The organism is Kribbella sp. CA-293567, from assembly GCF_027627575.1.
Lineage (GTDB): Bacteria > Actinomycetota > Actinomycetes > Propionibacteriales > Kribbellaceae > Kribbella.
In genome coordinates this window covers 3055223-3067970 of sequence record NZ_CP114065.1, presented here as the reverse complement: position 1 = coordinate 3067970, position 12748 = coordinate 3055223, and the positions used below count along the sequence as shown (strand labels likewise).

Annotated in this window: 13 protein-coding genes; 5 read left to right on the top strand and 8 right to left on the bottom strand. The window is 70.0% G+C overall.

What is annotated here, in order from left to right:
- The first annotated feature begins 2 nt into the window (after window positions 1-2).
- On the top strand, window positions 3-866 hold the full coding sequence (locus OX958_RS14510; protein WP_270138026.1) for an ATP-grasp domain-containing protein: 864 nt from the start codon (window positions 3-5) through the stop codon (window positions 864-866).
- A 41-nt stretch (window positions 867-907) separates the two neighbouring features.
- Complete coding sequence (locus tag OX958_RS14505; protein WP_270138024.1) at window positions 908-1126, top strand: hypothetical protein; 219 nt, start codon at window positions 908-910, stop codon at window positions 1124-1126.
- Here the strand turns inward: OX958_RS14505 and OX958_RS14500 are convergent.
- Window positions 1080-2537, bottom strand: coding sequence for a glycosyltransferase family 87 protein (locus OX958_RS14500; RefSeq protein ID WP_270138022.1), 1458 nt, complete (start codon window positions 2535-2537; stop codon window positions 1080-1082). The genes OX958_RS14505 and OX958_RS14500 overlap by 47 nt on opposite strands.
- 70 nt (window positions 2538-2607) lie before the next feature.
- Window positions 2608-2772: a hypothetical protein gene (locus OX958_RS14495; protein WP_270138020.1), complete on the bottom strand. Its 165-nt coding sequence runs from the start codon at window positions 2770-2772 to the stop codon at window positions 2608-2610.
- Window positions 2773-2821: 49 nt separating this feature from the next.
- Here OX958_RS14495 and OX958_RS14490 point away from each other — a divergent pair, with 49 nt between their 5' ends.
- Entirely contained in the window at window positions 2822-3163 is a 342-nt protein-coding gene (locus OX958_RS14490) for a PadR family transcriptional regulator (protein WP_270138018.1), read from the top strand.
- Complete coding sequence (locus tag OX958_RS14485) at window positions 3160-4107, top strand: permease prefix domain 1-containing protein (RefSeq protein WP_270138016.1); 948 nt, start codon at window positions 3160-3162, stop codon at window positions 4105-4107. Before OX958_RS14490 ends, OX958_RS14485 begins: the two co-directional genes overlap by 4 nt.
- Before the next feature lie 59 nt (window positions 4108-4166).
- On the opposite strand, the gene OX958_RS14480 is transcribed toward OX958_RS14485, so the two are convergent.
- Genes OX958_RS14480 through OX958_RS14455 form a run of 6 tightly spaced genes read right to left on the bottom strand, consistent with a single transcriptional unit; the run spans window position 4167 to window position 10953 of the window.
- Window positions 4167-4988, bottom strand: a complete 822-nt coding sequence (locus tag OX958_RS14480) for a bifunctional allantoicase/(S)-ureidoglycine aminohydrolase (RefSeq protein WP_270138014.1) — start codon at window positions 4986-4988, stop codon at window positions 4167-4169.
- Window positions 4985-6328 (bottom strand): allantoinase AllB, encoded by a 1344-nt coding sequence (allB, locus tag OX958_RS14475; protein WP_270138012.1) that lies wholly within the window; start codon window positions 6326-6328, stop codon window positions 4985-4987. The genes OX958_RS14480 and allB overlap by 4 nt, the downstream gene beginning before the upstream one ends.
- Before the next feature lie 22 nt (window positions 6329-6350).
- Complete coding sequence (locus tag OX958_RS14470; RefSeq protein WP_270138010.1) at window positions 6351-7469, bottom strand: glycerate kinase; 1119 nt, start codon at window positions 7467-7469, stop codon at window positions 6351-6353.
- Window positions 7469-9244 (bottom strand): glyoxylate carboligase, encoded by a 1776-nt coding sequence (gene gcl / locus OX958_RS14465; RefSeq protein WP_270138008.1) that lies wholly within the window; start codon window positions 9242-9244, stop codon window positions 7469-7471. The genes OX958_RS14470 and gcl overlap by 1 nt, the downstream gene beginning before the upstream one ends.
- Complete coding sequence (locus OX958_RS14460) at window positions 9244-10128, bottom strand: 2-hydroxy-3-oxopropionate reductase (protein WP_270138006.1); 885 nt, start codon at window positions 10126-10128, stop codon at window positions 9244-9246. The genes gcl and OX958_RS14460 overlap by 1 nt, the downstream gene beginning before the upstream one ends.
- Window positions 10129-10137: 9 nt before the next feature.
- A complete protein-coding gene (locus tag OX958_RS14455) occupies window positions 10138-10953 on the bottom strand; it encodes a hydroxypyruvate isomerase family protein (RefSeq protein ID WP_270138004.1) in 816 nt (271 codons plus the stop codon).
- 209 nt (window positions 10954-11162) lie between these two features.
- Here OX958_RS14455 and OX958_RS14450 point away from each other — a divergent pair, with 209 nt between their 5' ends.
- Window positions 11163-12695 (top strand): PucR family transcriptional regulator, encoded by a 1533-nt coding sequence (locus tag OX958_RS14450; protein WP_270138002.1) that lies wholly within the window; start codon window positions 11163-11165, stop codon window positions 12693-12695.
- The last annotated feature ends 53 nt before the right edge of the window (window positions 12696-12748 follow it).

Below are 12748 nucleotides of genomic sequence, written 5' to 3'. Positions count from 1 at the left end.
ACGTGAGCCCTCGAATCGCATTGGCGAACTCCGCCGACCACGCCGAGCCGCAGCCGGACGAACTGCACCTGGTGGCCGCCCTGCAGGCCGCCGGGCTGGATCCGGTCACGGAGGTCTGGACCGACCCGTCGGTCGACTGGTCCTGCTACGACGCGGTGCTGCTGCGCGCCGTCTGGGACTACCACCGCCGCTACCTCGAGTTCACCGAGTGGCTCGGTCAGCTCGACAAAGCCGGCGTCCAGGTGCTCAACGACGCCGATCTGGTCCGCTGGAACTCCGACAAGCGCTACCTGCTGGAGCTGCGCGAGCGCGGGGTCGCGATCGTGCCGTCCCAGGTCGCCGCCGGCGCCTGCCTGCGCGAGGTCGTCGGCGGGCTGACCGGCCAGGAGATCGTGATCAAGCCGACCGTCAGCGCGACGGCCCACCACACCGTCCGCGGTACGGCGGGCTCGGCCGAGCTCAGCACCGCGATGGAAGACCTGCCCGACGACGTCTATCTGGTGCAGCCGTTCCAGCCGGAGATTCAGACCGAAGGCGAGTGGTCGCTGATGTACTTCGGCGGCGAGTTCAGCCACGCGGTCCTCAAGCAGCCGGCCGCTGGTGACTTCCGGGCGCAGAACGACTTCGGTGGCACGGCCGAGCTGCTCGACCCGCCGGCCGTCGTCCTCGAAGGCTCGGCGGAGGCACTGGCAGCCGCCAACACCCGCCAAGCGCCCGTCTACGCCCGAGTCGACGGCATCGTCAGCAACGGCCGCTACCGCCTGATGGAGCTCGAACTGATCGAGCCCTACCTGTTCCTCCCGCTGGCCGCCGACTCGGCGACCCGCTTCGCGGCCGCCGTGGCCAACCGGGTGAACCAGCCTTAGTGCAGTAAGAAAGTGCACTAACTCTCGTCGGGCAAGCATCCTTGTACGACGAGACTGCGACTCGCTGGGAACAGCGCAAGGCGCAGGAACTCTGCCTGAGCAGTTGCCCCGTCATCGACCAGTGCCACGAGTGGGCGCGCCGCGAGAAGTTCACCGGGACGGCGGCCGGCCAGCGGCTCCTCTACGGACGTCGCCGCGGCCGGACGGACGCCGCTACACGTGGGCCGGATCGAGCTTCCGGGGTGGCGGATCCGCGATGACTCCGTCGCCCGGGTCGTTGACCAGGTCGCCCTGCCGGACCGGATCCTTCTCCGGCAGCAGGATGTCGCGGGCGACCACCAGCATCAGCCACAGCGTGCCGGCCATCCGCAGGACGACGGAGAGCCAGTAGATCTTGTCCGGCTGGTCCGGTGAGCCGGGCGCCAGGAACTGGGCCAGGTGCAGCCAGACCATCATCCAGTAGAACGTCTCGCATGCCTGCCAGATCAGCCAGTCCCGCAGCTTCGGCCGGGCCAGCGCGACCAGCGGCAGCAGCCAGAGCACGTACTGCGGCGAGTAGACCTTGTTGACCAGCAGGAACGCGGCGACCACCAGGAACGCCAGTTGCGCGAACCGCGGCGGCCGCGGTGCCATCAGGCCGAGGATCGCGATCGACAGGCACAGGCCGGCGAAGATCACGATGTTCAGCTGGTTGACGTCGGCGACCTCGTGCTTGGCCAGCTTCAGCACGTACCAGATCGAGCCGTAGTCGCTCTCGCGCTCGTCGTTGAAGACCCAGAACGACAGCCACTCGTTCTTGGCCAGCAGGTAGATGGGCGCGTTGACCAGCCCCCAGCTGAAGGCGGTGGCGACCAGCGCGAGGAACCACTGCCACAGCTTCCGGCCGCGCAGACAGACGATCAGCAACGGCCCGAGCAGCAGGAACGGATAGAACTTCGCCGCCGTGCCCAGCCCGAGCAGGATGCCGAACCAGATCGGTTTGCCCCGCGACCAGGCCCACATCGCCCCGGCCGTCAGGACGACGGCGAACAGGTCCCAGTTGATCGTGGAGGTGAAGGCGAGCACCGGCGCGGCCGCGACGTACAGGGCGACCATCGGCTGACCCCGGGCCCCGCCGGGGATCCTGGCGACCCCTCGCGCGGTGGCCATCGTCAGCCCGACGAGCAGCAGGGTGCAGAGGAACAGCAGCGCCACGTTGACGACGAAGAAGACGCCGGCCGTGTCACGTTTCTGCTCCGCGGTGAGGTCCTGCTCGGGGTCGCCGGTGATCACCCAGGTGATCTGGGCGGCGACCTCCATGAAGCCACCGGTCAGGACCGGGTACTCCAGCACCGGGTAGTTGCCGGTGTCGAGGAACGGCCGGTTGCCCTCGGCGAAACCGCGCTCCTGGTACAGGTAGCCGATGTCGGAGTAACAGAGCGCCTTGAACGGCCGCCAGTTCTGCCGGTCCCAGCCGGCGTCCATACAGGGCGCCTTCTGCAGCACCCCGAGCGCGAAGGTGATCGTGCACACCGCCAGCGCGATCCGCAGCGGCGTCCACCAGGACGAACTCAGCCGGGCAAGCCGGCCGGAGGGACCGCCGAGGCCCACAGTCAGCCGTGCGACCGCCGGTTCGACCTCAGGCCGGCGTCGCTGGGAGTCCTGGGCACTTGGTGGCGTCACGGTGGCCATCGTCTCCTATCCGCTCGACCGCCTGGCAGGCGGCGCCCGCCAGGTTACCCAGGAACTCCCCCGCCGTGTGTCACCCGCCCCGGATCAGCCGTCGGCGGTCGCACCGGAGGTTGATGCCGTGGTCGGAGTAGACCGGCGGGATCAAGATGAGCGTCTCGTCGACCGGCTGGTCGATCAGCTCGGCCCAGGCCACCCGGATCGCGCCGAGGCTCTCACGCAGGGTTGCGCACCACACTTCGGTAGACGCTGGACAGTAGTGTGTGTCGCACAGTAATGTTTCGGTCATGGCCGACGCCGAAGAACTGATTCTCAGTCAGGCCCAGGAGCTCCGTCGCGGGACGGTGGTGCTGGCCTGTCTCGCCCTGCTCGACGCGCCGCAGTACGGCTATGCCCTGCTGGTGACGCTGAACGACGCGGGCGTGACCGTCGACGGCAACACGCTGTACCCACTGCTGCGGCGGCTGGAGAAACAGGGCCTGCTGACCAGCGACTGGAACACCGACGAGTCGCGGCCGCGCAAGTTCTACCGCGTCACCCCGGAGGGCTCGCGGGTGCGGGCCGGCCTGGTGCGCGAGTGGGAGGACCTCGTCGTCTCGATCGCCCGTCTGACCAAGGAGAACCGATGAACGGGAACACGCTGACCGATCGCTACGTGCACGAGGTGGTCCGGCGGATCCCGGCCGACCAGCGCGACGACGTGGCCGAAGAACTGCGCACCACCATCGCCGACACCGCCGAGGCGCGGGACGGGGCCGACCCGGAGGTCGCCGAACGCGCGGTGCTGACCGAGATGGGCGACCCGATCCGGCTCGCCGCCAAGTACGCCGACCGCCCACTGGCGCTGATCGGGCCGGACCTCTATCCGGCCTACGTCCGGCTGCTCAAACTGCTGCTGACCACCGTGCTGCCGATCGTGGTCGCGGTCCTGGTGGTGCTCGAGGTCCTGGACAGCAACGACTTCGGCGCTGCCATCGGTTCCGCGATCGGCGGCATTCTCACCGTCGGCGGACAGATGATCGCCTGGCTGACGGTGGTGTTCGCCCTGATCGATCGCTCCCGGCACCGCGAGGCGGCGGCCGCGGAGGTCGACCGGTGGTCCCCCGACGACCTGCCCGAGCTCCGGCAGACCGAGAAGCGGGAGTCCGGCGTCGCCCTGTCCGTGGCCTGGAACGCGCTGCTGATCGCGCTGATCGTGTGGCAGCACACCGCCGAGCCGTACCGGGCCGGCAACGACCGGATCGAGGTGCTCGACCCGGCGCTGTGGTCGGGCTGGATCTGGCCGATCCTGGCCGGGCTGGCCGGCATCGTCACGCTGGACGTGATCCGCTTCGCCACCCGCGGCTGGACCATGCTGCACGCCGGCCTGTACGCCGTCGCCGAGCTCACCGCCACCCTGCCACTGGTCTGGATCCTGTCCCAGCAGCGACTGTTCAACCCGGCGTTCCTGGCCGACTTCAACAACGGCTGGACCTCGCCCGACGCCGTCTACACCGGCGCCGCGATCGCCGTGCTCCTGGTCAGCGGCTCCGAGATCCTCAGCCGGTTCCGCGAAGCCCGCAAGCAGAGCTGACCTGCCGGGTCGCGGGCTCGGCCCAGGCGGGTCAGCCCAGGCGGTTCGGCCCAGGCGGTTCAGCTCAGGCGGGGCAGCTTGGCGTGGCGGTTGACGTCCTTGTAGATGAGGTAGCGGAACCGCCCCGGCCCGCCCGCGTAGCAGGCCTGCGGACAGAAGGCGCGCAACCAGAGGTAGTCGCCCTCCTGCACCTCGACCCAGTCCTTGTTCAGCAAGTACACCGCCTTGCCCTCGAGGACGTAGATCCCGTGCTCCATCACATGAGTCTCGGGGAACGGGATCACCCCGCCCGGCTCGAACGTCACGATGTTCACGTGGAAGTCGTGCCGGACGTCGAGCGGGTCGACGAACCGCTGGGTCCGCCACCGCCCCTGCGTGCCCGGCATCTCGATCCCCTCGACGTCGACCTCGTTGGTGACGAACGCCTCCGGGGTCTCGATCCCCTCGACCCGTTCGTAGGCCTTGCGGACGAAGTGGAAGGTCGCGTTGCGGTCGCTGGTGTTGCGCAGGGTCCAGTCAGCGGCCGGCGGCACGAACGCGTAGCCGCCGGGCCCGAGCTCGTGCTTCTCACCGGCCACGGTCAGCACCAGGTCGCCCTCGACCACGAACAGCACCGCCTCGGCGCCGGGATCCGTCTCCGGCCGGTCGCTGCCACCGCCCGGACCGACCTCGACGATGTACTGCGAGAAGGTCTCGGCGAAGCCCGACAGCGGCCGCGCGATCACCCACAACCGGGTCTTCTCCCAGAACGGCAACTGGCTCGTCACGATGTCGCGCATCGTGCCGCGGGGCAGCACGGCGTACGCCTCGGTGAAGACCGCGCGATCGGTGGTCAGCTCGGTCTGCGCGGGCAGTCCACCTTGCGGGGTGTAGTACGTCATCTGTCGTCTCCTAGAGATAGCAACCGGCCTCGCGGCTCGGTGAAGAGGTCGATCGGCCGGCCGTTCAGCCAGGTACTGCGAACCACCCCGGCGAGCGCGCGTCCGGCGTACGGCGTGATGGCGTTCTTGTGGTGCAGCGCGCCCGCGTCCACCACGAGTTGCTCGTCGGGGGCGAAGACGCAGAAGTCGGCGTCGTACCCGATGTCGATGCTGCCCTTGCGCGGCAGGCCCGCCTGCGCGGCCGGCGCCTGACACATCCAGCGCGCGACGTCGACCAGGGTGAAGCCGCGCCCTCGCGCTCCGGTCCACACCGCGGGCAGGCCGACCTGCAGCGACGCGATCCCACCCCAGGCGGCGCCGAAGTCGCCGGTGTCGAGGAGCTTGAGATCCGCGGTCGACGGCGAGTGGTCGGACACGACCAGGTCGATCAGCCCGTCCCGCAGGCCCTGCCAGAGCAGCTCCCGGTTCGCGGCCTCGCGGATCGGCGGGCAGCACTTGTACTGCGTCGCGCCGTCGGGAATCTCCTCGGCGGCGAAGCTCAGGTAGTGCGGGCAGGTCTCGGCGCTGATCCGTACCCCGGCCGCCCGCGCCTCGGCCAGCAACGGCAGCACCTCGGCACTCGACACGTGAAGTATGTGCACCCGGCAACCGGTTCGGCGGGCGAGTTCGATGACCTGGGCAACGGCTTCGTTCTCCGCCGCGCGCGGTCGTGAGTGCAGGAAGTGCTGGTAGCTCGTCCCGTCCGGCGGCGGCGCATCGCCGATCCGGTGAGCGTCCTCGGCGTGCACGATCAGCAGCCCGCCGAACGAGCTGAGTTCGCGCATCGCCGCCTCGACCTCCGCCTGGTCCAGCGGCGGGAACTCGTCGACCCCCGAGTGCAGCAGGAAGCACTTGAACCCGAAGACACCGGCTTCGTGCAGCGGCCGCAGGTCCGGAACGTTGCCGGGGATCGCGCCGCCCCAGAACCCCACGTCGACGTACGCCTGGGGCCGGGCCGTCTTCCGCTTGAGCTCGAGCGCCGCCACGTCGCAGGTCGGCGGGATGCTGTTGAGCGGCATGTCGACGATCGTGGTGACGCCACCGGCCGCGGCCGCCCGGGTCGCGCTGGTGAACCCCTCCCAGTCGGTGCGGCCAGGATCGTTGACGTGCACGTGCGAGTCCACCAGCCCCGGCATCAGCACCTCGTCCTCGGCCAGTTCGACCACGAGATCGCCGTCCAGCGACGCGTCGTACGGCGCGAGGGCGACGATCCGGCCGCCCCGCACGCCCACGGCTCCGGGCGCCACCCCCGCGGTACCGACGATCCGGCGGGCCCTGACGACGAGATCCAGCGCGGTCATTCGACGCCCCTCTCCGTTGCCCTCATCGTAGGTCGGCCGCAATCCGTTCACCGAGCATTCGCAGCAACGGAACCGGATCCGCCACGCAGCGCCGTACGTCGGGCTCCAGCTCTGTCAGCGCGTACGCCTTCTCCACCCCGGCCGCCCTCAGCTGCCCGGCCTCCAGCGTGTTGACACCACAAACAGCCACCACCGGTACGCCGGCCGCCACCCCCGCCGCGGCCACACCAGCTACCGCTTTCCCTCGCAGCGTCTGCTCATCCAGCTTTCCCTCCCCGGTGACGAGAAGGTCAGCCCCACGCAGCTCCTGCCGCAACCCCACCAGTTCGAGCACAAGCTCGATGCCGGGCCGTAACTCCGCGCCCAGGACCGCCAGCGCGGCGAACCCGACTCCCCCGGCGGCGCCGGCGCCCGGCACCTCGCGCAAGTCCCGCGCGGTCTCACGCGCCACAAGTCCGGCCCAATGCGTCAATGCAGCATCAAGCCCGGCCACCTCAGCCGCACCGGCGCCCTTCTGCGGCCCGTACGTCGCAGCCGCACCACTCGGACCGGTCAGCGGATTGTCGACGTCGCAGGCAACCACAACCTCTACGCCGGCCAGCCGCGCACGCACCGCCGTCAGCTCAAGAGCCTGCGCCACAACCAAACCAGCGCCACCCTCGGCAACCTCTTCGCCCCGCGAGTCGAGCACACGAGCTCCCAGCGCCCGCACCAACCCAGCGCCTCCGTCGGTGCTCGCGCTTCCGCCGATGCCGAGGATCACCCGCGTGCAACCCGCATCAATCGCCGCAGCCATCACCTCACCGGCACCTCGCGACGACGCGCTCATCGCCGCCGGAACACCGTCAGGCAGCCGAACCAGCCCACAGACATCGGCCAATTCGACAACGGCAACCTCCCCGCGCCGGGCGAACCCGCTCCGAACCGGCTCCCCCGTCGGCCCACTGGCCACCACGGGCACCAACTCGAAGCCGGCCGCCACAGCAGCAGCCAGCGTCCCGTCGCCACCATCGGCCACCACCACCGACCGGACCACCACGTCAGGTCGCTCCCGGCGCAGGCCGTCGGCAACCGCCGCGGCCACCCCGGCACTGGAGAGCGAGCCCTTGAACTTGTCCGAGGCAACAACCACCGACAGCATCAGCTGATCGGCGCGACCGCGGTCGGTGCGTCCTCGGGCCCTGCGGCCAGCTCCTCGAACTCCGTGATCGCGGTGATCTCGGTGCCCATCGACACGTTGGTGACGCGTTCCAGGATCACCTCGACGACCACCGGCACGCGGAACTCGTCGAGCAGGGTCTTCGCCTTCTCCAGCGCCGGCAGGATCTCGTCCGGTTCGGTCACCCGCAGTGCCTTGCAGCCGAGCCCTTCGGCCACCTTCACGTGGTCGACGCCGTACCCGTTGAGCTCCGGGCTGTTGACGTTCTCGAACGACAACTGCACGCAGTAGTCCATCTCCAGCCCACGCTGCGCCTGCCGGATCAGCCCGAGGTAGGAGTTGTTCACCACCACGTGGATGTACGGGATGTTGAACTGCGCCCCGACCGCCAGCTCCTCGATCAGGAACTGGAAGTCGTAGTCCCCGGACAGCGCCACGACGGTACTGCCGGGATCGGCGACCGCGACGCCCAGCGCCGCGGGCACCGTCCAGCCCAGCGGGCCTGCCTGACCGGCGTTGATCCAGTGCCGCGGCCGGTACACGTGCAGCAGCTGCGCCGCCTGGATCTGCGACAACCCGATCGTGGAGACGTACCGCGTCTCCGGACCGAAGGCCCGGTTCATCTCCTCGTAGACCCGCTGCGGTTTGATCGGTACGACGTCGAAGTGCGTCTTGCGCTGCAGGGTCGCCTTCCGCTCCTGGCACTGCGCGACCCACTCGCTGCGATCGGCCAGCTTCCCCGCGGCGGCCCACTCGGCAGCCACCTCGGCGAAGACCTCCAGCGCCGCCCGCGCGTCGGACACGATTCCGTAGTCCGGCGCCAGCACCCGCCCGATCTGGGTCGGCTCGATGTCGACGTGCACGATCGTGCGGCCCTCGGTGTAGGTCGAGACCGACCCGGTGTGACGGTTGGCCCACCGGTTCCCGATCCCCAGCACGAAGTCGGAGGCGAGCAGCGTGGCGTTCCCGTACCGGTGCGACGTCTGCAACCCGACCATCCCGGCCGTCAGCGGGTGGTCGTCCGGGATCGCGCCCCACCCCATCAGGGTCGGTACGACGGGCACGCCGACCAGTTCGGCGAAGGCGACCAGCGAGGAGGCCGCGTCCGCGTTGATCACCCCACCACCGGCGACGATCAGCGGCCGCTCGGCGGCGTTCAGGAGGGCCAGCGTCTTCTCCGCCTGCGCGCGGGTCGCGGCGGGGCGCAGTACGGGGAGCGGCTCGTAGGTCTCGATGTCGAAGTCGATCTCGGCCAGCTGGACGTCGATCGGCAGGTCGACCAGCACCGGACCGGGCCGCCCCTCCCGCATCAGCTGAAAAGCCTTCTGGAAGGTTCCCGGCACCTGCGCCGCCTCCATCACGGTGACCGCCCACTTGGCCACCGGCTTGGCGATCGACGCGATGTCGACCGCCTGGAAGTCCTCCTTGTGCAGCTTCGCCACCGGCGCCTGCCCGGTGATGCAGAGAATCGGGACGGAGTCGGCCGACGCGGCGTACAGGCCGGTGATCATGTCGGTGCCGGCCGGGCCCGACGTACCGACGCAGATGCCGATGTTCCCCGCCGCCGCCCGGGTGTAGCCCTCGGCCATGTGCGAGGCGGCCTCGACGTGACGGGCCAGCACGTGCTTGATCCCGCCGTGTTCGCGCATCGCGCTGTAGAACGGGTTGATCGCGGCGCCGGGCAGCCCGAAGGCCTGGGTGGCACCTTCCTTCTCCAGGATCAGGACCGCGGCATCGACCGCGCGCATCCGGGCCATCAGACCGACGCCTTTCCGGACAGCCGCTCCACGCCGCGCAGCAGCGCGGAGTGGTCGAGCCCGCCGTCACCGTTGGCTCGCGCCGAGGCGACCAGCTGAGCGACCAGCGCACCCAGCGGTACGGCGACACCCGCTTCGCGCGCCGCCGCGGTGACGATGCCCATGTCCTTGTGGTGCAGGTCGATCCGGAAACCGGGCTGGAACGACCGCGTCAGCATGTTGGCCTTCTTCTGGTTCAGCACCGCCGAACCGGCCAGTCCACCACCGAGCACCTCCAGCGCGGCCTCGGTGTCGACCCCGTAGGCCTCCAGGAAGATCAGCGCTTCGGCGACCGCCTGGATGTTGGCGGCCACGATCAGCTGGTTGGCCGCCTTGACCGTTTGTCCCGAGCCGCTCGGCCCGACGTGCACCACCGTCTTGCCGACGGCGTCGAACAGCGGCTTGGCGATCGCGAAGTCGTCCGCCTCGCCACCGACCATGATCGACAGGGCCGCGTTCTTCGCGCCGGCCTCGCCGCCCGAGACGGGAGCGTCGAGCAGCCGGAAGCCGACCGCCCGCGCCTGCTCGGCCAGTTGCTGGGTGACGTCGGGGCGGATGCTGGAGAAGTCGATGATCAGCGTGCCGGTCTCGGCCAGCTGGAAGACCCCGTCGTCACCGTTGAGCACCTGCTGGACGTCCGGTGAGTCGGGCACCATCACGCAGACCACGTCGGCGCCCTTGACCGCGTCGGCGAGCGAGATCGCGCCCCGGCCACCGGCCTGCACGAGCGCTTCGTAGCGCTCCGGACTGCGATCGAACCCGGCGACGGCATGGCCGGCGTTGGCGAGGTGAACGGCCATCGGGTTGCCCATGATGCCGAGACCGATGAAGGCGATGTTCGTCATGTCTGTCTCCTAGGAAGTCGGCAGGCCGCGGCGTTCGCGCGGCAGCCAGCCGAAGCTGTCGGTGGTGGAAGTGGACGGCTTGTACTCCAGGCCGACCCAGCCGCTGTAGCCCGCGTTCTCGAGGGCGGTCAGCTGCCGGTCGAGCGGGAGCGTGCCGGTACCGGGCTCGTTGCGGCCCGGCGCGTCGGCGATCTGCACGTGAGCGATCCGGCCGGTGTGCTCGGCGATCACCCGGTCGACGTCGTCACCGTTGACCGCCAGGTGGTAGAGGTCGGCGAGCAGCCCGACATTCGGCGCCTGCACCCGGTCGATGACCGCCAGCACGTCGGCAGCGGTACGGAGCGGGTAGCGCTCAGCCCCGCTGACCGGCTCCAGCAGCACCGTCGCGTCGATCCGCGCCGCGGCCTGAGCCGCCAGCCGGAGATTGCCGACCGCGAGCTCGTCCTGCTCGGCCGCCGGGTGACCGTCCTCCCGGTTGCCGTAGAGCGCGTTGAAGGCCCGGCAGCCGAGCCGCTCACCGATCCCGAGGGTGGCGTCGATGTTGTCCCGGAACTCGTCCGACCGCTTCGGCCAGGACACCAGTCCGCGGTCGCCGCCCGGCATGTCACCGGCGAAGAAGTTCAGCCCGGCCAGCTGTACCCCGGCGTCCTGGACGGCGCTCACGAACGCGTCGGCCTCGTGGTCCGACGGCACCGCGGCGGTGAACGGCCACCAGAACTCGACCGCCTCGAAACCGGCCTCCCGGACCGCCGCCGGACGCTCCAGCAGCGGCAGCTCGGTGAAAAGGATGGAGCAGTTCACCGCAGGGCGCAGCGCGTGGCTCATGGAGTCCTTCTCTCATAATTCCGCATTGTGGAAATTTGATTCTGCTATGCGAAATGACCATAGAATGACGGCACAGAGCCCGTCAAGCACCGGCCCTCAAGCCCGGTCGCGGCCGCCCGGCGCCCGGACGGACATTCCGCGCGCGCGGGCCCGCGTTGTACGTTCCTCCAAGGACCGGCCACCGGGCCGCGCCGTCAGAGGAGACCTAAGTGCTGCTTTCCGAGCTGTTCGAACCCCCGGTCCTGCGGCTCCGGTTGCTGCACGCCGCCCGCGGCGCCTACGACCGGCCGATCGGCCGGCTGATCACCACCGACCTGCTCGAACCGGGCAACTACCTCAACGGCGGCGAGCTGGTCCTGACCGGTCTGGTCTGGCGGCGCAGCGCGGCCGACAGCGAGACGTTCGTGGCCTCGGTGTCCGAGCGGGGAGCGACCACGATCCTGGCCGGTGCCGCCCTGCTCGACGGCATCCCCGACGACCTGATCGAGGCCTGCCGCCGGCACCAGGTGACGCTGGTCGAGGTGCCCACCGAGGTCGCCTTCGCCGACGTCACCGAGTACGTCGCGGCCGCCGGCTCGGCCGATACCGGCGCCCGGTTGTCCGCCAGTCTCGTCCGCCAGCGCCAGCTCCTCTCGGCGATGGCGTCCGGCCGGTCGCTCGACGAACTGACCGCCCGGATCTCCACCGAGATCGGCCACGACTGCCGGGTCGTCACGTCCACCGGACGGCACGTCGTACCGGGTCCGGGGCCGCTCGACGAGGACACGCTGGACGCGATCACGCGGCGGTTCCTGACCGCCGATCGCACCCCGGCCGTCGCCGACGCGAGCGGTACGGCGTACAGCCTGTTCCCGATCGGTTCCGGACTGGGCAACCGGCTGACCGCCTGGCTGCTGGTCGTCGAAGGCGACCACACCCAGTGGTCCCGTGCCCATGTCGAAGCCGTGCAGGAGCTGTGTGCCATCGCCGCTCTCGACCGGGTACGCCGGGACGAGGGCCGTCTCGCGCTGCGGCCGTTGGTCGCGGACGCGCTGGCTCTGGTCGAGTCCGGCGGCTCCCAGGCCGAGGTCGCCACGCGCCTGCGGCAGGCCGGTGTGCACTCCGACCGCCCGATGGCCGTGGCCGTGGCAGAGCTGCGGGACGACGGTCCGCTGGAGATCGCGCTGACGATCCTCGAGGACGTGGCGCTCACCGTCGGCCCGGCTGTCGTCGCAACCGGCCGGGACGGGCTACTGGTCGCTCTGCTGCCGTCGTCCGCCGAACTGCCGGCCCTTCTCCGCAGGGCTTTCGGACGCATCTCCCCCGGCCTGGCCAAGGCTCGGCTCACGGTCGGAATCAGCGGCGAGACCACTGCCGACGCGCTCACCGGAGCGCTCGAAGAAGCGCGATTCGCCCAGCGGGCCGCACTGGCCGGCCGAGGACGGGTCTCGGTGGTGACCTCGGACGAGGTCGCCTCCCATGTGCTGCTGCTGGCCACCGTCCCCGACGACGTCCGCCGCACCTACGCGCATCGGGTGCTCGGCCCGGTGCTGGAACACGATCGCCGGACCCGCGCCGACCTGATCGCCACCCTCGACAAGTTCCTCGCCTGGTCAGGTTCGTGGTCGCGCACCGCCGAGGCCCTGCACCTGCACGTCAACACCGTCCGGTACCGGATCGAACGCATCGAGCAACTGACCGGTCGCGATCTGTCGCGGTTCGAGGACCGGGTGGACGTGTTCCTCGCCCTCAAGTCGCTCTGAGGGCCCGCTTTTGGAGGATCCTCCAGAACGCACCGGCCCGGAGCAGGCCAAGT